This is a genomic window from Ferroacidibacillus organovorans, assembly GCF_001516615.1.
GTDB lineage: Bacteria > Bacillota > Bacilli > Alicyclobacillales > SLC66 > Ferroacidibacillus > Ferroacidibacillus ferrooxidans_B.
Genome location: NZ_LPVJ01000072.1, coordinates 1 through 23,300, shown reverse-complemented (window position 1 = coordinate 23,300; position 23,300 = coordinate 1). Strand labels below are relative to the sequence as shown.

Below are 23,300 nucleotides of genomic sequence, written 5' to 3'. Positions count from 1 at the left end.
CACCGCGCTCGGATGCATTACAGGGGGCAAAGCACCGATTTACCTCGGCGCGACAAGAGACCCCGTTTGCAGACGCGACGCGCGTGAGGTTGCTTGCTTTGATCCCGTATGCGGCGTATGCGACGCTGCCTTTTGAACGATCGGTTGAGTCGTTGAAAACGATGGAAAAAAGACCGATGCAAACGAAGAAGAAGAAGACACAGAAGAAGCATTCGTTTGGCCAACACTTGGCCTTGTAGAGGCAAAAGATGGACTGATCGACGTCGTCAACATCGCAAGAGCCAGTGTCGCCGAGCCCTTCTTAAAAGATCGCATGACACAGCTCCCTTTGTGATCGTATCAAAGCACAAAAAGGAGCCTACCACGCGCATGGCAGGTTCGTCATGACGCACATTCTGTTACGCCATACATCCTTTCTCTCCAATGCCTGCAATCCTGAAGTCAAGGAAATTGCAGGGTGACACCCTATCGATAAAACCATATAGCGATCACGAATCGATCATTGCGAACCATCTCTCGATTGCAGTTTAACTCAATCGAATGAAGGCGCTGAGAAACCTTTCCGTTGCTCAGCATTTTATCTTCTCCTACCATGGACTCACCTATTTTTAATTTGGCCTAAAACTTCCCGATCTTCCTCCAATAAGGGTACTGTTCAATAAAATACTCAATGCACCCCTGAGCAGACTGGAATTTACGCAACCCATTCCCAATTTTAATGTTTTCGTGTGAAAACGTGTTTTTTTCTGAGTTCCAGAGTTTCGTTTGATCACGTTGATCAGGAAAAAACCATTCCCACGCTTTCGCTCGGCATGCCTCATCTGCGTTTTTCTTATCAAGAATTTGTTCGACCTCCTGGCGCGTCAATTCTTTACACGCTCCATCCTCACTCGGCATGGTGGGCTCCGTCACAGTCTCATCCGCGCGATCCGCACGCGTTTCATCCCGCATTACTTCCTCCAGGCAACGCTCAAGCGCATAATTCACAAACTGCGTCTTAAAACCCTTTCGCGTTTTGCACAATTCATCCACCCGTTTCGCAAGATCGCGGCGAACCCAAAAGGTTTGTCGTACGTGCTGTTTTTCAAAAGAACTCCCTTTTCTTTTTGCTTCATCAAATTGTTCGACCAGGGCCCGAGCGGATGCAGGAATTTGATTGGTGAGAGAAACCGGGCGTTTTTTCACCTTGAAAGACACCGCCTTTTTTCAATTTCCCTCTATACCTACTCGCTTGTCCGATCACTTAGACCCTCCAGCTTGTCACCTTTTTCTCGCGTACCTCTTCACAAACGTAAACGTCAAATTGGACATCACCTTGGTCGATGATGCGAAACGTCCACGGATACGTCTTCATCATCCGTTTCCGTTTACATCCACCCACACGGCGACAGGTTCGGTTTACGTCATCCTAAAAGTACTTACCCCATCAGGCCTCAAAACCGTTTATCCAAACAAACGTATAAACGCGCAGACGCTGCCTACCGAATCATCCTACCTCGCCTACCCAATAACACAGGCTTGACTACCCAATCCTTTCAAGGGAAAACAGGCTTTCGTATACCACAGCTTGTTCAAGGATCGCTTGTCCTTCGCGCGATCGATAAGGATTTTGGAGCTTGTCACGCTTGTACGCTGTCAGGCCTGTCCATGTTCCTTAAAATCCTCATGTCCCGTCCAAAATCGATAAATGAAAAAATGCGTACCAAAACGACATTCGCCCTTTCGTCTCTTGCTTGCAAAGGGATTCTTCAGAAAAGTGTCGAATATAGATCTTATCGTGTGATCCTTCTTCGTTTCGAGTTGCAGCGCCACTCGCAAGACACGAAAAGATTTCAGTTTGTCACGCGAGCCGTAAACGGTCCGATCTGAAATACGCGACCAACTGTAATTTTAGATACACAAACAGCGACAAATTTGCTCCTGTTATTTTTCAGCCATTGGTTGAGCAATTGCAAAATCACCATCATTTAACCCGTGTATGATTATACAGGCTGTCACCACGGTGACTCTTGCGCATTCGGGCAGTAATCGTCAATAGCAACTCTTGTAAAATTACTGATAGCATCTCGCAGGCATGTTGATAAAATTGGAACTCTTGGGGGCAACACGATGGACCGACGATTTCGTTGGGAACTATTGGAGTACAATCACACAGAAAAGTCGTACGCTTTCGATAGCTATGTTTGGGCAGAAGAACCTGAACCTAGAGATAAACTACGTAAGGCAACAGGCTTGGAGCTTAAATCATGTAGCAGTGAATGGAAACAAATTATTACCATAATGGACTGGGTTCACAATCTGTCAGCCCACCAAGGGTGGGACGAGGCTCCGTCCCTGAGTGCATTGGAATTGTTGGACGATGTTAGGCAGGGCAAAGTAGCCTTCCGCTGCGTTGAATTTGCTCACATGCTACAGCACGTGTATTCGGCGTTCGGGGTGCCTTCCCGTGTTATCGGATTAAGAAGACCTAATTCGAATACGGGTCTAGGCAAAGGTCATGTGGTTGTTGATATTTGGAGCAACGAATTTGGGAAGTGGATTGTGCTTGATCCACAAATGAACATGTTTTATACAGACCAGAGTGGTACGCCTCTATCTCTGTTCGAACTACATGATCGAGTGCGTCAAGGTGATTTTGGAGATATCGTCTTGTCCCAACAGTCGGAAATGGTATCGGGTTTCAATGATATTGTGGCTCAGGACAACAGTGACTATAATTCAATCGAAGTGCCACAAGGTTTCGACCGAGATGAGACGTGGGAGTCGTTACCTGAACATAGTGGTTTTCATGGGTTTACTCGATTTTGGGAGGAATATTACTATCACTTTGCTGTGAGGCGAATGTATAGTTTCAACCGCAGTAAGAGTACCACGGGAAGCAGTGATGGGAATGAATTGTTCTATTACGATCCACATGAGCAGCCGCCCATTGTGTTCCAGAGGATGAGACAAACATTCGAATACACATGCGACCGCACAAAGATCGATTTTTCATTGAACACCGTGGAGATTCAGTGGATTCCAAGTGGTGTGACAAAAGAAACGCCTATTGAAGACACTCGGAAAGTTACCCTGAATTTCAAACATACAATGCCTTGGTTTGACCACTACGACGTAAGAATCAACGATGAGCCATCGACTGTGACTCAACATAGCCTTGAGGTTTCTCTCCATGTTGGCGAGAACTACATATCGGTCACACCAGTCAATTACTTCGGGAGACATGGCAAAACAAGTATCATTCGAATGCTTGTAAACTAGTCCAATGTGTCAACGGCACTCACCGACGGGGATAGAACGGCCGTAGGCACTGGCTCCGTTCTCGAACCATTGGGCTTATCTGCAGTCACGACAGTTGCGACAGTCGTGCATGAACATGCATTCGTTAAAAGCTCATCTTGCTGCGTTCTTGGGCAGGAAAACTGAATGAATATTAACATAAATTGTGATGTTATTTACTCAATTTAAAATGCAAAGGGGTACGACTGTGCATATTATATTCAGTCCAGTCCTCAATCAAAAATTCTAGGGGATTGGTTGTTTTCAATCCCCATTAAGGGGATCTGTAAAGTGACGAATTTAGTAACTAAACGTCTTCGTATGGTGTCATGGAATCAAGAATTAGTGCTGGCAGCTATTGAGGACAAGTCAAGGCTATCCCAAATACTAGAACTTGAAGTACCTCACGATTTTCCAAGCGATCCTGTTCGAGAATTCCTATTACCAATGACATTGGAGGAACTTGAGCGAGATCCGAGCATTGGGCAATGGAGTGGCATGATTGTCCATGTTTCTAATTCTATTTTGATTGGAACGATGGGTTTCAAATCCTCGCCTGATGAACTCGGGAATGTGGAAATTGGGTATGACATTATTCCAAAGTACCAGGGGCAAGGATATGCTACAGAGATGGCTCAGGCATTGATTGAATGGGCTTTCCATCAATCCAACGTTAATAGCGTTACTGCAGAGTGCCTAGTCACTAACACACCGTCTGTACGTGTGCTAGAAAAAGTCGGCATGAAAAAGCTATCTCAAGTGGAAGACATGATTTATTGGAAAATCGATAAGCGGTGATAAGGAGCGAGGGCAGCCAATTTGGGCTACCCTTAATTCGTGATTAGTTATTCAATTCAGTCAACAGTGGCTTATCTGCAATAGCGGTGCAACCTGAGTGTTGCATGGCTATTAATCATTGCACTAGTATGAATTGTTGATCTCCAAGACAACAAAGCTGAAAAAATGGCGGCGTATTCTCTCCATCTTCATCCAGAATGGTACGAAAAACCCGTCATTTTACGATCCATCTGATCTTTGAACAATCCCCGCCTCTCTCTGCACCCCGGTTCAACATCATCGCTGAAAATAACGTCTCAACTCCTCCTACCATCGACCTACGACATCCAGCTCAATCGTTTGATCCTCAGCCGATGTCGCCACCACCTCAGTAATCAAAGCAAGCGTCAACCCGAGAAAATCCTGTTCGTTCAAGGAGATCCAAGCGCACCTCTCGCAGCGCGCTCTCATCGGTCACCCACGCATTTAGGCGTCGCTGCATCTGCTTTAACTCATCCTGTTCTTCTCTCGTTTTGTCCATCAGTTCCTTGAGCAAACGGCAATGCTCGTCCATCACACCCCACAGTTCACTGACGTTGTCAAGCCGTTTCTGATGATCGCACGCAACCTCGTGCGTGTTCCATTTGATCCTTTGCACTCTTGATTTCTGCATGTTCCATCGCCAATGCCACTTTCTCGCGATGCCGCGACAATCTTCCTCCCGCCAACCATAAAAATCCCCCGCACCGCGCGGGGGATCCGCCTTCTACCAGAGAAATGCGAGCGCGAAAATCCACGCGAACGCAACCACCACCACCACCAACCGCCGCCCCACCAGCCATAGCCGGGTGCGCCGTAGCCACCCCCATAACCAGGACGTCCATAGCCCATGCCCGGGCCATACCCGTATGCAGCGAGTGCCAAATCCAAGCGCTCCTCATCCGATTTGCCAGAGATATTCGATCCATTCACAAGTCCCTGCGGCGCATAAGTACGGGGCACCGACATCAAAACGCCTTGCTGCGTCACTTGACGCACAATGCCACGATGCGCACCCCATGGCGTCGAAAATTGTACCCACTGACCAACCGCTCTTTGACATTGGCCATACGTACACATCACGCGTAAACCTCCTTTCATTTCTCATTCTTCAACCTATGCGATCACCCTGAGGTGTTCTTGGTTCAAATGCACCATGACATACGTCCAATTCTGTCCGATTGAGAAAACACGGGACAGCGTTTCGTGCCCATCAAAAGAATCCCGGCGGCATCGGCGGTCGCGGTCCGCGCGGTTGTCCCGTGTAAGGGTCAATGTACGATGAAGTTTGCCAACCCCGTGGTGATCCACCCACGCGAGACATCGGCTGTGCGCCCCCTCCAGTGATTCGTCGCATCGGATTAGCGACGGAAGACTGAAGACCGCTTCGTTTCAGCATAGAAAACCGTCTATGTGGGGTGCCCATTCGCTCTATCCCAGCAAACGGAACGAAACGATCAGCGCCACGCAACGCCGGAATACGCAACTGTGACGGTGGCATTTGTGGTGTCTGCGCTCCGGACATCCCTCGGTTTGCCATCGTATTGACCCGTTGGGGAATCCCTGCACCAGTTGGCCACATTCCCTGCTGCGGAATGTGCTGCTGCGAATTTAGTTGCTGCGGATATGCACCGCCCGCGCCAAAAGGGCCTCGCGTACTCCTGCCACGTAGTCCGCGCGCCCCCGCGTCGCCTTTGCCCAGTGGCGTCGTCATTTTCTTTGGCAAAATTCCTTGTAGACGCTTGCGAATCATGTCAGGAAGAGAAGTTGATCCAGACACAGAATTCGCTGCGGGCGTACGCGTCGGCAAACGCTGCGGACTGGCTCCCTCGATCGTTTGCGCACCTTCCTGCATAGTGAAAGGAGAAAATGGGGGATGCCCCCCTTGCTCCACCACGCCACTTAAATTCCCCTGTTCCGGTTCAACCGTCTGTGTCGCTTCCTGCTTATCCTCCACTTTTTGTTGCGGTGACGCGAGATCCATAAAACGCTTGACCCATTCTTTCACAGTGCCACACCTCTTTTCACCTCCTCCATACGATGCGAGAGATGGCACGAATGCCGCTCACAAAAGCGGAAATCAAGAAAAATAGGCGACACAAAGCCCCCTCCTGAAAGAGAGGGGGCTTACATCTTCAATCCGCGCCACTCAAAGCGGAGCAGTTTATTTATTCTTCTATCAGTCCATCAACGCAAACACTGCTGTCACAAACGACTGCACCCCTACGGGAAGAGCGTCTTCATCGACCGTGAACCTCGGATGGTGATGCGGATAGACGATTCCTTTTTCCACATTGCCCGCGCCAATAAAGAAGAAACATCCCGGCACCTTTTGCTGATAAGCCGAAAAGTCTTCTCCCCCCATGGACGGAACGGCGTCCGAAACGATCGAATCGCCAAACTGTTCAACAAACGCCGCCTTCAATTGAGCGGTGAGCCCCGGATCGTTTACGACGGGATGGTAGCCATTCGTATACTTGAACTCATAACTCGCGCCGTGTGCCTCAGTCACACCGCGAATCACCCGTTCCATCATGCCAGGCGCCGCTGCACGCAGCGCTGCGTCAAACGTTCTCACCGTGCCTGACAGTGTGGCAGAGTCAGGGATGACGTTAAACGCCGTCCCTGCGTGAAACGTGGTGACCGAGAGTACCATCGGTTTTAACGGGTCGCGATTTCGCGAAACGACGTGCTGCAGATTGGTCACGAGCTGTGCGCCGATCGCGATGCTGTCTACCGTCTGGTCGGGATGCGCCGCATGGCCGCCCTTCCCTTTAATCGTGATCGTAAACGTATCGGGCGCAGCCATGACAGGGCCTGGCGCAATCGCGATCTGGCCGCAAGGCAGACTCGCCCAAAGGTGTGTGCCGATCACCTGGTCAACGCCGTCAAGCACACCCGCATCGACCATCTCTTGCGCGCCGCCAGGGAAAAGCTCTTCCGCATGCTGAAACAAAAAGCGGATCTCACCTGCGATATGTTCGCGCATGCCGGCAAGCACGGTCGCCGTGCCCAAAAGCATCGCGGTGTGCCCGTCGTGGCCGCACGCGTGCATTGCGCCAGGATTTTTTGAAACAAAGTCAAACGTGTTTTCTTCGAGAATCGGGAGCGCATCCATATCCGCGCGAATCGCGAGTACCCGCCCTGGACGATCACCGATGAGACGTGCCATCACACTCGTCTTCGTGGGACGCGTCACCATCAATCCATCGATATGGCACAATTGATCATAAACGTATTGCGACGTGTTTTCTTCCTGGAACGACACTTCCGGATGCTCATGCAGATAGCGCCGCCACGCCACGACTTTTTCAGTGATCGGATCTGTTTTCGTGCGCAATTCATTCATCGTAATGGACATTGTGGTGACCTCTCCCCGGCTCTATTTTGCGAGAGAGCGATAGCCTCCCGAGAAATACACGAGTGGCTGCTTCTCCTCCTGAATCTCAGCCTCTTCAATTTGACCGATATAAATGAAATGATCTCCCGCATCGACTTTTTGCGAGACGCGGCAATCAAGGAAAACGAGTGTATCTTCAAGCCTGGGATTGCCAAGGGCGCTGCGCGCGACGCTGACTCCCGCGAACTTGTCCTCGCTGCGCGACGCAAAGCGATTGGATAGATCAACCTGCGACTCCGACAGAACATGAACGGCAAACGCTTGGCTCCCGTCGATCCGTTCAATCGCAGAGGACCGCTTGTCAATGCAAACAAGAATGAGCGGCGGGTCGAGCGAGACAGAACTGAATGCGGAGACCGTCAGACCCGCCTGTCCCTCGCCAAACGCGGTGGTTACCACCGTAACGCCACTCGCAAAGCGCCCCAGTGAGGCGCGAAATGTTTGTGCATCAATTGCCAATGTGTTTCATCCTTTCTCGCTCGAAAGCCTTCACCTCACTCCCGCGAAAGTCAATCGATCTCATACGTAATTCTACTTCAGGGTACACTATTTTTTGCCGAACAAGTACATTTTTTATGACAAAACATCGTGCAGGAGTGAGCGGAATGTTCTACAACACAGAAAAAGGACAATTCCATATTCGTAAGCTTGGAAGCCACTACAGTGTGATCAAACTGCCCGATTTTACAGAGGCGCATGTCGGGACAGGTCACATTCTCTCAACATTTGCATCTGCTGAAGAAGCGCAAGCATACTGCGACGCCTGGGATCAAGAAGAGGCATTTACACGCGATCAAACGGCGCCTCCCCTCTCATGACGAGCAAAGCGTTTTCAAGCGCACGCCGCGCCATGCTTGTGCGCGTCTCAAGCGTCGCCGAACCGATGTGCGGGAGAAGTACCACGCGCTCCTCCCGCAAAAGCGGATGGGTCAAAGCGATCGGTTCTCTCGCGAATACGTCAAGACCCGCCCCCGCAATCGCCCGCGTTTGCAGCGCCTGCAAAAGCGCATCCTCATCCACTACACTCCCGCGCGATGCGTTGATGAGCATAGCGTTTCGTTTCATGCGCGAGAGCGCGTGCTGATCAATCAGGTGCCGCGTCGCATCGCCGCCGGGCAATAGCGGCACGACAAAATCCGACGCCTGTAAGAGAGTGGTCAGATCACTGTACGTCACGCCAAGCGTCTCTTCCACATCCGATTTGCGCGAGCGACTCCAATAGAGGATCCGCATGCCAAATCCGCGCGCGCGACGCGCGACCGCCTGCGCAATTCCACCCATACCAAGCAGTCCAATCGTTTTCCCGTGCACATCCGTGCCGAGAAACTGAAACGGTTGCCACGTTCCCCACTGCCCTTCGCGCAGCGCACGTTCCGCCTGCGGCAACTGCCGTGCCGTCGCCAGCAAAAGTGCAAACACAAGATCTGCGGTCGTCTCCGTCAACACATCCGGAGTGTGGCACACGACAATCCCGCGCTGCGCCGCAGCACCACGATCGATGTGCTCAAAGCCCACGGACATCGTCGAGATCACGGCAAGCTGCGGACCTGCCGCATTCATGACCTCCTCGTCGATGCGCTCTGTGAGCATCGTCACGATGCCGCGCGCTCCGGCCACGCGCGCAAGCAATTCCTCACGCGGAATCGCCTGCTTCTCATGCTCATACATCGCGAGCGACACGTCCGCAGGAACTGCGTCGCATACATCACGCGGAAGCTGTCGCGTCACAAAGAGTTTCAACCGCGTCACCCCCAGTTGACTGTCAACATGCCTGCATGCACCGTGCACCCAACCTGACTCCTGAGAACACCATTCTGCGCAATGCGGCGTCCTCCGCTCTGACTAAACCTCGTACGAACTTTTCAATGAAACCACACGGTTATACACGGGGTGTGACCATGTGCTTAGCAACACGTCTTCGTGAAAATAACCGTGGCGAAAAAACTGGTACGTAGACGCCGCCTGTTCCCGCACCATCTGCGCCTCAACATACCCTTCAAGTCGCGTCAGAGAATTTGGGTTGAGTGGTCGCTCACTCTCATCCGCTATCCCGTCATCATCAAGAAAGATCGGTTCAAACAAGCGAAACGACGCCGGACGCGCCTCGCTTGCGCACACCCAGTGAATCGTTCCCTTCACTTTGCGCCCCGTAAAACCACTGCCAGACTTCGTCTCCGGGTCATACGTACAGTGCACCTCGGCGACCTTTCCCGCCTCATCGTAGATGACCTTTTCACACCGGATAAAATAGGCGTGTTTCAGGCGCACCTCCTGGCCTGGTGTCAATCGAAAATACTTTGGCGGAGGATTCTCCATGAAATCATCCTGCTCAATCCAGATCTCTCGCCCAAACGGAATCTGGCGCACACCAAGCTCTTTGTTCTCGCTATTATTCTCCGCCTCCAGCCACTCGGTCTGCCCCTCTGGATAATTTAGGATCACCACGCGAAGCGGCCGCAAAACAGCCATCGTGCGCGGCGCCGAGAGCTTCAGGTCCTCCCGCACAAAATGTTCAAGCATCCGCTCATCGACCACGCTGTTGCTCTTTGCCACGCCAACTTCCCGCGCGAATGCCCTGATCGCACCTGGCGTATACCCTTTTCGACGCAAGCCCGCAACCGTCGGCATGCGTGGATCATCCCAACCATCAACGATCCCCTCATCGACCAGCGCCTTGAGCTTGCGTTTGCTCATCACCGTGTTTGTCATGTTCAGGCGCGCGAATTCATACTGACGGGGTACCGTCGGCATCTCACACGCGCGAATCACCCAATCATAGAGTGGGCGATGATCCTCAAACTCAAGCGTGCAAATCGAATGCGTCACGCCTTCAATCGCATCTTCCAGAGGGTGTGCGAAGTCATACATCGGATAGATGCGCCACGCGTCTTTTGCGCGATAGTGCGTCGCGTGTGAGATTCGGTAGAGAATAGGATCGCGCAGGTTGATGTTTGGCGACGCCATGTCAATCTTCGCGCGCAACACCTTCGCACCGTCTACAAACTCCCCGCGGCGCATTCGCTCAAATTGATCGAGGTTCTCCTCGACAGAGCGATTCCGAAACGGGCTCGGTGTCCCTGGCTCCGTCAGCGTACCCCGCGTCGCGCGAATTTCATCGCCAGACAGTTCGCACACGTAGGCGAGGCCTTTGCGAATCAGTAGTTTTGCGCGCTCAAACATCTCTTCGTAGTAATCCGACGCGTAGCAGAGCCGGTCCCATGAGTAGCCGAGCCAGCGTACATCCTCTTCAATCGCCCGCGCGTACTCTTCGTCTTCTTTGAGTGGATTGGTATCGTCAAAGCGCAGGTGGGTTCGTCCGCCAAACTCGTCTGCCAAATCAAAATTGAGACAAATCGACTTTGCGTGACCGATGTGCAAATAGCCGTTTGGCTCTGGCGGAAACCTCGTGACAACCTCTGAAATACGTCCCTCGCGCAGATCTTCTTCAATAATCTTCTTTATATAGTTGCTTGCCGCAACAGTTGCCGTAGTCACGTCCACACGATCCATCCTTCGTTCGCACCATCCGCATTCCAGCGAGTGACCGTTGTTGTATCGATCTATCGTACCTTATTTTCGCACACAACGTAACAAGATGCATCTGCGAAGCACCTGTCACCGGTTAAATTTTCCTGTACCGACGCATCCTACATCAAAACGAGGAGGGTTCTCATCATGCGCGCTGTGACGTATCAAGGCATCAAGCATGTCGAAGTAAAAAATGTACCTGATCCAAAACCAATCAAAGTGGATGACATCGTCATACAAGTAACCTCGGCGGCCATCTGCGGATCCGATCTTCACCTGATTCACGGTATGATCCCACACTTGCACAAAAACGATGTCCTTGGCCAATGATTACGGCGAAACCGGCGGCATTTATGGCTACTCGGACACCTTTGGCGGCTACGACGGAGCTCAGGCAGAACTTTTGCGCGTGCCCTACGGTAACTTCTGCCCCTTTGTCATTCCAGAATCATGCGAGCGCGATGACGAAGAACTGCTCTTCTTATCGGATATACTTCCCACCGCCTATTGGGGGGTGCAAAACGCTGGTGTGAAAAAAGGGGATACGGTCGTCGTATTGGGGTGCGGCCCTGTCGGCTTGCTCGCACAGCGCTTTGCGTGGATGCAAGGTGCCGCGCGCGTGATCGCCGTCGACCGTCTCGATTACCGTCTGGCGCACGCAAAACAGACCAATCATGTAGAAACGATCAATTTTGAGCGAGAGAAGCATACGGGCGATCTGATCAAGGAGATGACCCGCGGAGGGGCGGATGTCGTAATCGACTGCGTCGGGCTCGATGGTAAGATGAACCCGCTAGAGGTGGTCGAGTCTGCGCTCAAGCTGCAAGGCGGGGCACTTGGTGCGATCACGATTGCGTCGAAGTGTGTCCGCAAAGGCGGTGTGATACAACTGATCGGCGTCTACGGAGCGCTTTACAACGCGTTTCCGCTCGGTGATTTGTTTGCGCATGGCGTCACACTCAAAATGGGACAGGCGCCAGTGATCCATTTGCTGCCTGAACTTTTTCGCATGATCGAAAAAGATGCGTTAAAGGCGACGGATTTGATCACGCATCGCCTGCCGCTGTCAGAAGCGTCGCACGCGTATCGCGTGTTTGACCAGAAAGAGGAGGACTGCATTAAAGTTGTCTTAAAACCGTGACGGTTAATTCATCCAAGTATGCTATACTTTAACTGAAAGACAATACGGATCATTCACTGAGTTAAGGATGTAGAAAGGGGTGGCCAAAACGGTACGAGATACCCCGCGCCGCAAAGGACGCCCCAAGCAATCTGAGCAGACCGAATTGACGGCCGACCGCATTTTGAGCGTCGCTACCCAACTGTTTATAGAACACGGCTACGAGTCTGTCAGCACCGAAACGGTCGCCGCCGCGTGCGGCGTGACAAAAGCGATGGTTTACTACTATTTTCAGTCGAAGGCAAACCTCTTTCTGGCGGCCATGCAGACAATGATGGAAAATGTCCGCGTGCGCACGGAACAACTGCTCGCGTCAGACATATCGCTCTATGATCGTCTGCTCACCATTGCAACGGCGCGCCTGCGAATCCATACGCCCCTCAGTCTTGAAGTGATCATGCGCGGCAGCGAAAAAGCATTGACGGATACACAATTTCGTGCGATGAAAGAAGCAGAAGAACGATTGATCGAGACGATCGCAAGCGCGCTCACACGGGCGATCGATCGCGGCGAGATCGCATCGTGTGACGTTCGTCTCTCTGCGCGCGCATATCTCGCGATGGTCAACGTGGCAAAAGAGAGCCTCTCCACACGGGAAGGTTCGCTTGAAGAAAACGCCAAGCGCGCGCTGGATTTGTTTTGGCACGGAATTGGGCCCCCTGCTTCACCGTCGCCTATGGCGAAAGACAGCAGCCCATGAGAGGAGGAGTCATTCTGATCCAATTTGCTCGCAAGATGATTCATATGATTCGCCCTGCGATCGTTCTTTTGATTCTCGCACTCCTCATTCTCGGAATCATCGGATTTATGGCGCGCTGGTCCATGCTGCTGCACCATCCCGGACTGCTTTTCGAAGACTTCTATTCGATTGTCGACGACCTCTTTTCCCTCTTACTGCTCTATGAGGTGCTCGATTTGCTTCGCAGTCTCTCTCCGATTCGCCTGCTCGATCTATTGCTCACAATCTTTGCGAGAAAACTGCTTCTCTCACCGGGCAATCCTTCGCTGACCCAAGACCTATGGGTGTTTGTCATTATTCTCATCCTGCGTTTGGTGTGGACACGCTTCGCTGAAAAAGAGAGTTAGGCGTGCACATGGCGCGAGAGGACCCTGTGCACGTCGGCAGGTCGGCGCGCGTGATTTCGTGTTAATCACTGTTTCTTTTGACCGTCTTTCCATGGTCCGACAGACAGCGCCCCATCTATCGATTCACACCCAAGATTAGGATATAATGGCCATAGATTGTGAGAGAATGAGGTGCCCGATGAGCGAATTGGCCATACTGACTGCCCAAGATGAAGCCGCACTAAAAAACAAGAAAGAGTGGTTTGAACTTCGCGCGCCAGAAGTCGCGAACGCTTTTTTGCAGATTGTCGAAAAGCACCCCGGAATGAAGAGCGTCCTAGAGCAATCGACCCAGCAGCGACTCTATCAGGTGGTCATCGACGTGTTCACTGCGCTCAGTTCCGCCACACAGAGCGATTTAAAACAGCGCGCGTCGCGCATCGCCTTGACACACCAACGATTCAAAGTCAAAAACGCGTATGTGATGGTGATGATTCAGGCGATCATGGAGTTTGGCATCACCCATCTCGACGTGTGGGGTGAGGATATTGTCAGTTATCTCCGCGCGCTTAAAATCCTTGAAAATGGTATTGTCACAGAAAATGCGCGCCTGCTTGAAATGGACGTGGCAAAACAGATTGATCAGTGGATGACGGTCACTGAAACCGCAAAACAGCAGATCCATGATATTGAAGAACGTATGAATCGCATAGCAGACAACGATCGTTTCGTCAAAAAAATGTATCACGATATGATGAACACGATACCTGAAGTAAAGCAAGCCGCCGAATCCATTCAGGATATCGCGGCGCAATCAAACTTGCTCGGCCTCAACGCGGCGATTGAGGCGGCGCGCGCCGGTGAGGCGGGGCGCGGATTTGGCGTCGTCGCAGACGAAATCCGCAAACTTGCCACAGCGAGCCGCGGTTATGCCGCGTCCGCAAGCGAAACGGCCAACTCCCTGGAGCAAAATGTCCGCGAGACACTCAGCGGGATGGATGTGGTGCGCGAGCAACTCGACGCGCTGCATATCTCAATCAAATCTGTGACAGAACAGATTGCCGCGACAAAGCAAATCGCATCGGAGATTCACGAAGAGGTACAATCGGCGAGTAACTCGTAATTCACCTTACGTCGCCTGACTTTCAATTCTTGCAATCGCACAGACAGGCAAAGGGAGACTCGAACTGCGAAGAGTCTCCCTTTGTATTTTTATAAAAGAATCACTGAAGATTCTCCCCGCAAATATGTTACGATTATAGAACAGCGTTACCAAATTTCGATCGTATACGCTTTCATCTTTAAACACATGTTCCCAGCTGCATGAAATGTCATTCTCACGTGGAGGTCGTCACACTGCGAGCATCCCTTTTTATCACGTGTCTGATCGACAATCTCTATCCCCATGTCGCAGAATCAATCGTGCGCATCCTTGATCGCTACGACGTGCGCATCGACGTGCCCAAAACGCAAACATGTTGTGGACAACCCGCCTACAACAGTGGCTATGCCGACGAGGCGCGAACGGTAGCCGCCACGCTGCTTGACGCATTTGAAGAATCCGAGTACATCATCACCGGATCCGGTTCCTGCGCAGGAATGATCCACCATGATTATCCCCTGCTTTTTAAAAGCGACGCACGGCTTGCCGCGCGCGCAGAAAAACTCAAACAAAGAACCTATGAGTTTTCACAGTTTCTTGTGAATGTCCTTGGCGTGCAAGATGTCGGTGCGCGCTTTCCTCACCGCGTCACATATCATCCGTCGTGTCACGGCGCGCGTCTGCTCGGCATCAAAGACGAACCGGAAACGCTCCTCTCCCGGGTTAAAGAGATTGAGCTAGTCAAACTTCCCTACGCATCCGATTGTTGCGGGTTCGGCGGGACTTTCGCCGTGAAAATGGCCGATATCTCGGCGGCAATGGTCAGCGAGAAAACAGCGCATATCCGCGAAACCAGCGCACAGTACCTCGTTGGAACCGACATGGGATGCCTGATGAACATCGACGGCCGACTGCAGCATGAAGGCAGTTCCGTGCAAGTAAAGCATCTCGCCGAGTTGCTCTACGATGGCATACAACTGGCGGAAGGGGCGATTTGATGGCTGAGCAAAAAGCACACGGCACACAGCGCGATCTCGCGGCGCGCTCGCACGATGCGCTGCAGGATGAATTTTTGCGCTCGGCCGTGCGCTTTACGGTCGATCGATTGCGAGACAAGAAAAAGGCGAGTACAGAACCCCTGCCAAATTGGGAAGCGTTGCGCGAAGAGGGGCGTGCCATTCGCAGTCACACCATTGCCCATTTGGATACGTACCTCAGCCAGTTTGCAAAAAATGTCCGCAGAGCGGGCGGTCATGTCCACTTTGCAGAGGATGCGCACGAGGCTGTCGCACAGGTTCTTGAGATCGTGCGCCAGAAGCAGGCTCGCTCTGTGATCAAGTCAAAGTCGATGGTCTCTGAAGAGATAGAGATCAATCACCATCTTGAGGCGGCCGGCATCGATGTTGTGGAGTCGGACCTTGGCGAATACATCATTCAACTCGCGAAGGAGACACCATCCCACATCATCATACCGTCGATCCACAAAAACCGCGAGCAGATCAGGGACCTGTTTACGGCTGACGGCGGTGTCGATCTCTCAACAGACACCAAGGTGCTGGCAGGTTTTGCGCGACGCCGCATGCGCGAACGCTTTCTTCAGGCGGATATTGGCATGACCGGTTGCAATTTTGGCATCGCCGAGTCAGGTACCGTAGTGCTCTTTACGAATGAGGGAAACGCTGACATGGTGGTGAATCTGCCGAAAACGCACATTGTCCTGATGGGGATGGAACGCGTCCTGCCATCTTTTGCAGACCTTGAGGTGATCGCAAACCTCTTGCCGCGAAGCGCGACGGGGCAAAAAATTACAACCTACATGTCGATGGTCACGGGGCCGCGTCGAAATGAAGAAGTCGACGGGGCAAAGGAAATGCATGTGATCATTCTCGACAATGGTCGCTCAAAGCAACTTGGTGAAGAAAATTTTCAAGAGATCCTCAACTGCATTCGCTGCGGCGCGTGTCTCAACGTTTGCCCCGTCTATCGACAAGTCGGCGGACACGCATACGGCTCTGTCTACCCCGGCCCGATCGGCGCAGTACTCACGCCACTGCTTGAAGAAGACGGCGCGCATGATGATCTGCCCTATGCGTCAAGTCTGTGCGGTGCGTGTTACGAGGCTTGTCCCGTCAAGATCCCGCTTCACGAAATGCTTGTAAAGTTGCGGCAGCGCAAGGTTCGCGCAGGCAAGACGACGGGGCAGGAGCGCTCACTGATGAAAGGATTTGCCTGGATCTTTTCCGATCATCGCCGCTACCGCCTCTCTATGAAAGCGGGGCGCGTCGTGCAGATGGCGTTTTTCAAAAACAGTCAGACGGAAATGACCGACGGCCCGCTCTCGGCGTGGACAAAGAGTCGTGCCATGCCGGAACTCGCAAAAACGTCCTTTCGCGAACGCTGGAAAGCAATCGAACCGACGCTATCTTCAAAACCGCGAGGTGACAATGTGTGAATGAGAGGGATTTTCTGACAAAAATCGCAAATCGTCTGGGCCGCGATTATGCTACACAGACCGTGCCTGTGCGCAATGCTTTCATGAACACAAACGGCAGTGCGCACGTCCTTGAGTCTCCTCACGAACTCACTGCACAATTCAAGCGGGAGCTTATGACACTCGGCGGCGAAGTGCGCCTGGTGAGCGATTGGAGCGCGGTTCCAACCGTGATTCAGGAGTGGCTCAGCATGCTGAACCCGCGTCGCGTCGGGGTGTGGGGCGGAGATTTTATAAAAGAGTATGCGCTAACGGATGTTCTCGCACCCTATGAATTGACCGTCTGGGGACGCGAGTGTGGCGTTGACGCTTATCAACATGTCGAGGTCAGCATCACCGGTTGCTCGTATGCGATCGCGGAAACTGGAACGATCGTGCTGATGAGCACACCCGAGCGCGGCCGCTCCGTCGCCGTCTTGCCGTCTGTGCACATCGTGTTGATCAATCAGGACCAGATCCGACCGCGCATGGGCGATGTCATGAAAAATCTCTCCGCACAACGCACTGCACTGCCTTCTTCGGTTCACTTTATCAGCGGTCCAAGCCGTTCGTCAGACATTGAGAACGACCAGACCATCGGCATTCACGGCCCTGCCGCCGTATTTGCGCTGATCGTCGAAAATCATTAAGCTCCACCCAAACGAATAGGACGCTTGCTGCAACGGCAGCCCTCACGAAAACAGGGCTGCCATCTTCAGAGTTCAAGCGGCGCAGCATCTCAGACGATATCTTCTTCCCTGCGGCATCAATGGACTAGCTGGCAGACTGGTAAGTGAATGCCAATCTATGAGATGATATGCGCATAAGGAGCGTGGATGATTTTTGATGAAGGCTTTGATTTTTGACATGGATGGCGTGATTATCGACAGCGAACCGATTCACTTCGCAGTCGATGAGGAATTTTTAAAGCGACTCGGCGTCCATGAAGGCCCTGAATACATGGAGCAGTTTGTAGGCATGAGGAATCCCGATATCTGGAAACGCATCGCAGAAGAGCACCAACTGAGCATCAACCTCGACGCAATCCTGGAAGAACAGCGTGTGCACAAGGTTCAACTGATCCGCGAAACGCCGCTTGAGCCAATCTTTGGCATCCGTGAATTGATCAATGAATTGCTTGCACGCGACATTCCATTCGGTCTGGCGTCTTCATCCCCCCGCGCATTGATCGAGGCCGTGCTCGAAAAATTTGAGATCCTGCATGCGTTTCGCGCGATCGTCAGTGGAGAAGAAGTTCCTTTGGGCAAACCTGCACCCGACATTTACCTGAAAGCCGCCAGCCTTCTTGGCATTGCGCCAAGCAACTGCGTGGTCATTGAGGACGCACACCACGGAGTGATCGCGGCCAAACGCGCCGGAATGATGTGCATTGGATTTCAAAATATGCACTCCGGCGCGCAAGATCTCTCAAAGGCAGATTGGGTTGTCGACTCGATCCGCGAGGTCACTGTGTCGCGCATCATGGAGCGAATGGGCGCGCATTAACCGGCGCAGCATGACAGTGTCGACACATCTCGATCAAAAGTGAGCGCCGCTAGTTTCAATCCTTCAGCCATGGTGAGGTATGGCGCAAGTGTCCCTGCGATGTCATCGATTGTCAATCCGAACTTGATCGCAAGCACCCCACTGTAAATGACGTCTCCCGCATTCTCGGCGACCACGTGTACGCCGAGAATTTTTCGCGTTTTTGCGTCGGCGACGAGTTTAAGTACGCCTGTCGTGTCGTGATTGGCGAGCGCGCGCGGCACCGCATCAAGCGGCACGACCGACACGCGCGTATCGTGTCCGTGCGCCTTTGCTTTCTCTTCTGTCATTCCCACCGAGGCAATGGCCGGATGTGTAAAGATCACACTTGGAACCGCGCGCAAATCAACCTTTCGACCTTCCTTGCCCACCGCATTACTCGCGGCGATCGCCCCTTGGTGCGCAGCTACATACACAAACTGGGGTCCAAGCGTCACGTCGCCCGCCGCATACACATCCGGATTGCTTGTTCGCATGCCGTCGACAACAAGGACCTGCCCCTTCTCGCCAATCCGCACATTCGCCTTCTCAAGATCGAGCCCCGCCGTATTCGGCGCGCGACCTGCCGCCACAAGAAGTGCGTCACCGCGAATGACGCGCGCCTCGCCCTGTACAACAAGATGAACCGATTTGATTCCATCCACCTCGCTGATTCGCTCATACGTTGCGCTACAGATCACGTCAATGCCCTGGCTCTGTAAAAACTGTCGAACGGCATCCGAAATCTCTGGCTCATGCGAAGGCAAAAGGCGCTCGCTGCGCTGGATCAAGGTGACGCGCGCTCCCGCATCGCGAAAAAACTGCCCCATTTCAAGTGCAATAAACCCGGATCCGATCACAATGAGGTGATCCGGAACCGCGCGCAAATCAAGCGCACTTGTGCTGGTCAAATAGGACACATCGGTCAATCCTTCAATATCAGGAATCTCGGGCGATGCACCCGTCGCAATCAGGAATTTCGCCGCGGTGATCCGCTGCTCATTCACAATCACCGTATGCCCGTCGGCAAACCTCGCTTCGCCATGAAGCAGTTTGAAGCCATAGGCATCAATCAAATCTTCGTACTTGTGTTTGCGAAGCTCCTGCACCAGCGCGTCTTTCTGATCGATAAGCGCGCTTAAGTCCACACTGCGCACAGAGGTATGGATCCCGGCAAAAGGATGACTCCCCGCCTGGTGATAGATTTCTCCCGCACGCAGCATTGTTTTTGAAGGCACGCAGCCGACATTCACGCAGGTGCCACCGACGGTAGATCGTTCAATGATGGCAATTCGCGCGTCAAATTTCACCGCCTCAATCGCCGCTGAGAATGCGGCGGCCCCAGACCCGATGATCAAGAGATCATAGTCATACTCGCGCACTTGTGATTGGGGCGGTTCAACGCATCGCTCTTCGCGCAATTCGACACCGACTGGCACGTATCCAGCATCGCGAACCGCTTTGAACAAGCGGTCGAGACTCAGTTCGGAAGGCGCCGTAAAAACCGCTTCATTACGGCGAAAATCGGCACTCGGGCGAACGGCGCCGAGTTCAGACAGCGCCTTTACAATGTGATTTTCGCAGTCTGTGCATGTCATTCCCTCAATGATCAGCTTGAATTGCAATGTCGCCACGTGATATCTCCTCTCACTTTAACGTCAGATAGGGCCACCAATAGATCATCAGGTAGACTCCAGTGCCAAGCGTGATGATGGCGCTGAAGCGATTCATAAAAGAGGCAGCTTTTCGCACCCACGTTGAGATGAGTTGTTGCGAAATGGTCGAAGCAAGCGACAGAAGGGTTACCACAAAACCCATGCCAAGGGCATAGAGCATGAAGTCGGCGATGCCACCCATCAACCCTTGGGAAGCAAACGAAGACAACACCAAGAGTGAGAAGAGGGGAAATGTGCATCCAAGCGAACCTAGCGCATACGCGATCCCGTAAACAAAAAAGGTTCGATTGGATCTTGTGGGTCCAACCTTCGGTCCGCGAATATGAAAATTAAAGGGTGATTTTCCAAAGAACATGAACACACCGACAACCGCAAAGGAAACACCGACGAAAAATGCCACCCACGACGTGATGGATCCCAACAGCGTAGCGAAAAGTGCGGCCGCGATGCCTCCTAAAATGAAAACAGAGAAAAATCCGAGCGTCATGACGCCACCTGCCCACAAACCATCTTTGAGCGTGTGATCTTGTCCGCCCAGCAGGCGTACAATGTACCCTGGCAACATCGCCACGCCACACGGATTAAAAGCTGCCATGACTCCTGCCCCAAGAATAATCCATGACCCTGTCATTACGCCAATACCTTCTTCAACTGAGTGTAGGAGGGGAGCACCTTATTGAAAATCACATGGCCGTGATAGAGGATAACCACCGTATCAAGTTCTGTAATGTGGAACTTGTCGATGAGATATGGCGTTGTCTCCATGACATACGGCCAGTTTGAATGGGACGCGCGCTTAAACTGTTGAATCGTATTCAGATTGTCATTTTGCGGGTTGATATCGACGGAGATGATCTGGACTCCTGGCATATTTGAAAACTTGGTCAGTGTCTGTTCCGTAGGAACACAAGAAGCACACGTTGAAGTCATGAAGTGTAGCACGGTTTTCTCATTGGGATTCACGTGAAGAACGTGTCCTGAAACCGTATGAAACGAGAGTGACTGAAATCCCAAATTTCCGTTAGCTGTTGCTTGACTGAGACTCGTCGTTGACGGAGCGCTCGCATTGGCAACTTGATTTTGTCTCCCAATCGCGTTCACAGCAGAAATACCAATCCCGACAATGACGAAAAGCCCCAGCAACAAAATCCATTTATTCACGGTCAACCCTCACATTCTTGTGCATTGGCTAATATGGGCTGCATTGTCTGAAACCATTTCCTTTGCAAGTTGCATGATCACGCGCACACGTTCATCTGTAATTCGATAGATCACATATTTTCCATCTTGCCTCGAAGAGACATACCCACACCATTTGAGACACGCCAAGTGATTGGATACTTGCCCCTGTGTCACCGACAGCATGTAAACCAGATCGCTCACCGTTTTTTCACCGTCTAACAGAATCTCCACGATGCGAAAGCGTGTCGGATTGGACAACCCGTGAAAAAATTTCGCGTATAACTCATTTTGAATCTCCGTGTCCTGTCTCTTGAGTGTGTTCACAATCCAGCTCCTCCTGATCCATATTCACACCGCAACATGCCAGTCTGGTCGAACCGCGACGATGGAGGGCAGTGATCAACGCGAGGGTACCTATCATCGCGACAAATCCTCCAACAATCCAATTCTTCATGCCGACCATAAATGCGCCTGCTGCAGTCAAACCGATTGCACCAAAAAAAGAAAACGATTGGTTCAACACATCATCTCCAAAGCTTTCAAGTCCTTCATAGACACATAACATATTTATATATCTAAATATATTCAGCGTCAATGTCGTGCCCAATCCCAAGCGACTGCACAGAAAAGCGTGCGTCTCCACCATGAACGACCGTTAGCCTTGAAGACTGCCACTGAGTTCGGCATTTCCCTCCTGGTTGAGTTTCCATAGATCGCCTGGAGTCATGCGGCGAACCAGCCTGTCAGTCAATGGCAAAAGCGCAATGACCACAAAGACGATTCCGCCCACCGTGGCGACTGTATGGTATCCAAACGCGTCAGCCAAGGGTACAGCAAAAAGCTCTCCCAGTGGTATCATCATGTATGACCCAAATTCGTCAAAGGCACAAACGCGTGAGAGAATGCTTTTAGGCACAGCTTGCTGAAGTGATGTATCCCATCCCATTGCGGAAATCGTCGAACCGGCTCCAGCCAACGCTGCTGCGATCATCAAGTAAGGCAAGGCATACCCTTGACCGAGAACGAACATGGGAATGCCACTGATCGCAATGGCGATCATCCCGTCGCGCAGCGGATGACGCAGTTGAATCTTGAGCATCGCCAAACTTGCGATCAAAAGCCCGACCGCCTTTACGCCAAGTGTTACGCCCCACCCAGAGGAGCCAAATGTAACCTTTGCAAGAATCGGGCCAAGGACTTGCCAGACGCCCATTTGGACTGCATTCATCAAGGTAAAAGCCACCGTGATCGACCAAATCCAGCGACGCTGCCGAAAGTACGACCATCCTTCGCGCAACTCACGAAAAATGGACGAGTCCCCCACCGCAGGATGTGAAGGAATGTGGACTTGGTGCAGGCAAATCGCCGCGATAAAAAACGTGGCAGCGTCAATCGCAATCCCAACGCCGCCACCAAGTGTCGCGACAAGTATCCCGGCAATTGGCGGTCCGACGATCCTTGCAGCGCTGCGTGCAGTGTTTAGGAGCGCATTCGCATGCGCAATGTCCTCACACTCGACAATCTCCGGAAGAATTCCACGCATCGCAGGGGACGTGACGGCACTCCATACACCGTTTGAAACTGCAAACGGGAGAAGCCAATACGGACTCGCGCCGCTCAGGACGATGGCGGCAATGCCTGACTGGGACAACCCAGAGCCTAGATTGCTAAAAAGCAGCAGCCTGTCTCGGCGATAGCGATCAGAAAGACTGCCACCGATAAGTACCAGCAGGATGTTTGGAAGAATTTCTGCCGCCAAGATGAATCCCAGCAGATGCTGCCCGCTTCGGACTTGCAGCACGGCAAACGCGAGCGCCACAGGCGTCATCGCACTGCCAAAAAGAGAGATGACGCGCCCCAGATAAAACCAGCGAAACGCAGGACGTGAAAGTGCACCGATTTTATACCTGACCATAGGTTCGTGTGTACCCCCTTCATGATTCTCGCGGGTTTCACAAACATAAGGTGTTCCTTCAAAAAAGTATAGACTTATCTTTTTTTCATGAGTTATGCAGTTGTCCCCAATAATTGGGTATTGGTAGGTTCAAACCATCTCATTTCCAGTTTCGTTGGCCAAA

Annotated in this window: 25 protein-coding genes and 1 pseudogene; 11 read left to right on the top strand and 15 right to left on the bottom strand. The window is 52.1% G+C overall.

The window, feature by feature from the left end; translation table 11 throughout:
- Positions 1-39: 39 nt before the first annotated feature.
- Together ATW55_RS15950 and ATW55_RS15550 are read right to left on the bottom strand one after the other, a co-directional pair.
- Positions 40-315, bottom strand: a complete 276-nt coding sequence (locus ATW55_RS15950; protein ID WP_082685933.1) for a hypothetical protein — start codon at positions 313-315, stop codon at positions 40-42.
- Positions 316-618: 303 nt separating this feature from the next.
- Positions 619-1,185, bottom strand: a complete 567-nt coding sequence (locus tag ATW55_RS15550; protein ID WP_067720389.1) for a hypothetical protein — start codon at positions 1,183-1,185, stop codon at positions 619-621.
- Positions 1,186-2,109: 924 nt separating this feature from the next.
- On the opposite strand from ATW55_RS15550, the gene ATW55_RS15540 reads away from it, so the two are divergent.
- Both ATW55_RS15540 and ATW55_RS15535 read left to right on the top strand, forming a co-directional pair.
- The gene (locus ATW55_RS15540; RefSeq protein WP_067720385.1) at positions 2,110-3,261 is read left to right on the top strand and encodes a transglutaminase-like domain-containing protein; all 1,152 of its coding nucleotides are present in this window, start codon (positions 2,110-2,112) and stop codon (positions 3,259-3,261) included.
- Positions 3,262-3,570: 309 nt separating this feature from the next.
- Positions 3,571-4,077, top strand: coding sequence for a GNAT family N-acetyltransferase (locus ATW55_RS15535; RefSeq protein WP_067720383.1), 507 nt, complete (start codon positions 3,571-3,573; stop codon positions 4,075-4,077).
- A 367-nt stretch (positions 4,078-4,444) separates the two neighbouring features.
- On the opposite strand, the gene ATW55_RS15530 is transcribed toward ATW55_RS15535, so the two are convergent.
- From ATW55_RS15530 to ATW55_RS15510, 5 genes are all read right to left on the bottom strand, one after another.
- Positions 4,445-4,630 (bottom strand): hypothetical protein, encoded by a 186-nt coding sequence (locus tag ATW55_RS15530; protein ID WP_067720381.1) that lies wholly within the window; start codon positions 4,628-4,630, stop codon positions 4,445-4,447.
- The gene (locus ATW55_RS16585) at positions 4,630-5,178 is read right to left on the bottom strand and encodes a hypothetical protein (protein WP_067720379.1); all 549 of its coding nucleotides are present in this window, start codon (positions 5,176-5,178) and stop codon (positions 4,630-4,632) included. The genes ATW55_RS15530 and ATW55_RS16585 overlap by 1 nt, the downstream gene beginning before the upstream one ends.
- Before the next feature lie 130 nt (positions 5,179-5,308).
- Positions 5,309-6,103 (bottom strand): hypothetical protein, encoded by a 795-nt coding sequence (locus ATW55_RS15520; RefSeq protein WP_067720377.1) that lies wholly within the window; start codon positions 6,101-6,103, stop codon positions 5,309-5,311.
- A gap of 171 nt (positions 6,104-6,274) precedes the next feature.
- Positions 6,275-7,456 (bottom strand): M20 family metallopeptidase, encoded by a 1,182-nt coding sequence (locus ATW55_RS15515; protein ID WP_272867089.1) that lies wholly within the window; start codon positions 7,454-7,456, stop codon positions 6,275-6,277.
- Between the two features lie 21 nt (positions 7,457-7,477).
- Positions 7,478-7,954 (bottom strand): flavin reductase family protein, encoded by a 477-nt coding sequence (locus ATW55_RS15510; protein WP_067720375.1) that lies wholly within the window; start codon positions 7,952-7,954, stop codon positions 7,478-7,480.
- 146 nt (positions 7,955-8,100) lie between these two features.
- Between ATW55_RS15510 and ATW55_RS15505 the strand changes: the two genes are divergently transcribed.
- Positions 8,101-8,313, top strand: coding sequence for a hypothetical protein (locus ATW55_RS15505; RefSeq protein ID WP_067720373.1), 213 nt, complete (start codon positions 8,101-8,103; stop codon positions 8,311-8,313).
- Here the strand turns inward: ATW55_RS15505 and ATW55_RS15500 are convergent.
- A complete protein-coding gene (locus tag ATW55_RS15500; protein WP_067720410.1) occupies positions 8,279-9,244 on the bottom strand; it encodes a 2-hydroxyacid dehydrogenase in 966 nt (321 codons plus the stop codon). The two genes, ATW55_RS15505 and ATW55_RS15500, sit on opposite strands and share 35 nt — an antisense overlap.
- Positions 9,245-9,337: 93 nt before the next feature.
- The gene (locus tag ATW55_RS15495; RefSeq protein WP_067720371.1) at positions 9,338-11,005 is read right to left on the bottom strand and encodes a glutamine--tRNA ligase/YqeY domain fusion protein; all 1,668 of its coding nucleotides are present in this window, start codon (positions 11,003-11,005) and stop codon (positions 9,338-9,340) included.
- 165 nt (positions 11,006-11,170) lie between these two features.
- Between ATW55_RS15495 and ATW55_RS15490 the strand changes: the two are divergent.
- From ATW55_RS15490 to ATW55_RS15455, 8 genes and pseudogenes are all read left to right on the top strand, one after another.
- Positions 11,171-12,164: pseudogene (locus tag ATW55_RS15490) on the top strand (zinc-binding dehydrogenase).
- Positions 12,165-12,243: 79 nt separating this feature from the next.
- The gene (locus ATW55_RS15485) at positions 12,244-12,903 is read left to right on the top strand and encodes a TetR/AcrR family transcriptional regulator (protein ID WP_067720369.1); all 660 of its coding nucleotides are present in this window, start codon (positions 12,244-12,246) and stop codon (positions 12,901-12,903) included.
- Entirely contained in the window at positions 12,900-13,289 is a 390-nt protein-coding gene (locus tag ATW55_RS15480) for a hypothetical protein (RefSeq protein WP_153005201.1), read from the top strand. Before ATW55_RS15485 ends, ATW55_RS15480 begins: the two co-directional genes overlap by 4 nt.
- 178 nt (positions 13,290-13,467) lie before the next feature.
- Positions 13,468-14,391 (top strand): methyl-accepting chemotaxis protein, encoded by a 924-nt coding sequence (locus ATW55_RS17090; protein WP_067720365.1) that lies wholly within the window; start codon positions 13,468-13,470, stop codon positions 14,389-14,391.
- A 233-nt stretch (positions 14,392-14,624) separates the two neighbouring features.
- The gene (locus ATW55_RS15470; protein WP_067720408.1) at positions 14,625-15,368 is read left to right on the top strand and encodes a (Fe-S)-binding protein; all 744 of its coding nucleotides are present in this window, start codon (positions 14,625-14,627) and stop codon (positions 15,366-15,368) included.
- Complete coding sequence (locus ATW55_RS15465; protein WP_067720363.1) at positions 15,368-16,822, top strand: LutB/LldF family L-lactate oxidation iron-sulfur protein; 1,455 nt, start codon at positions 15,368-15,370, stop codon at positions 16,820-16,822. Before ATW55_RS15470 ends, ATW55_RS15465 begins: the two co-directional genes overlap by 1 nt.
- Complete coding sequence (locus tag ATW55_RS15460) at positions 16,819-17,490, top strand: LutC/YkgG family protein (protein ID WP_067720361.1); 672 nt, start codon at positions 16,819-16,821, stop codon at positions 17,488-17,490. Before ATW55_RS15465 ends, ATW55_RS15460 begins: the two co-directional genes overlap by 4 nt.
- A 196-nt stretch (positions 17,491-17,686) precedes the next feature.
- A complete protein-coding gene (locus tag ATW55_RS15455) occupies positions 17,687-18,346 on the top strand; it encodes an HAD family hydrolase (protein ID WP_153005200.1) in 660 nt (219 codons plus the stop codon).
- Here ATW55_RS15455 and merA read toward each other — a convergent pair.
- Genes merA through ATW55_RS15425 form a run of 6 tightly spaced genes read right to left on the bottom strand, consistent with a single transcriptional unit; the run spans position 18,343 to position 23,137 of the window.
- Positions 18,343-19,962, bottom strand: a complete 1,620-nt coding sequence (merA, locus tag ATW55_RS15450) for a mercury(II) reductase (protein WP_067720406.1) — start codon at positions 19,960-19,962, stop codon at positions 18,343-18,345. The genes ATW55_RS15455 and merA overlap by 4 nt on opposite strands.
- A gap of 49 nt (positions 19,963-20,011) precedes the next feature.
- Positions 20,012-20,671, bottom strand: coding sequence for a cytochrome c biogenesis CcdA family protein (locus tag ATW55_RS15445; RefSeq protein WP_067720357.1), 660 nt, complete (start codon positions 20,669-20,671; stop codon positions 20,012-20,014).
- Positions 20,671-21,201 carry a TlpA family protein disulfide reductase gene (locus ATW55_RS15440; protein WP_067720355.1) on the bottom strand — a complete coding sequence of 177 codons (531 nt, stop codon included), beginning with the start codon at positions 21,199-21,201 and terminating at the stop codon, positions 20,671-20,673. The genes ATW55_RS15445 and ATW55_RS15440 overlap by 1 nt, the downstream gene beginning before the upstream one ends.
- Positions 21,202-21,210: 9 nt before the next feature.
- Positions 21,211-21,546, bottom strand: coding sequence for an ArsR/SmtB family transcription factor (locus tag ATW55_RS15435; protein ID WP_153005199.1), 336 nt, complete (start codon positions 21,544-21,546; stop codon positions 21,211-21,213).
- Positions 21,506-21,829: a hypothetical protein gene (locus tag ATW55_RS15430; RefSeq protein ID WP_153005198.1), complete on the bottom strand. Its 324-nt coding sequence runs from the start codon at positions 21,827-21,829 to the stop codon at positions 21,506-21,508. Before ATW55_RS15430 ends, ATW55_RS15435 begins: the two co-directional genes overlap by 41 nt.
- 48 nt (positions 21,830-21,877) lie before the next feature.
- On the bottom strand, positions 21,878-23,137 hold the full coding sequence (locus ATW55_RS15425) for an MFS transporter (protein WP_067720349.1): 1,260 nt from the start codon (positions 23,135-23,137) through the stop codon (positions 21,878-21,880).
- Positions 23,138-23,300 lie beyond the last annotated feature (163 nt).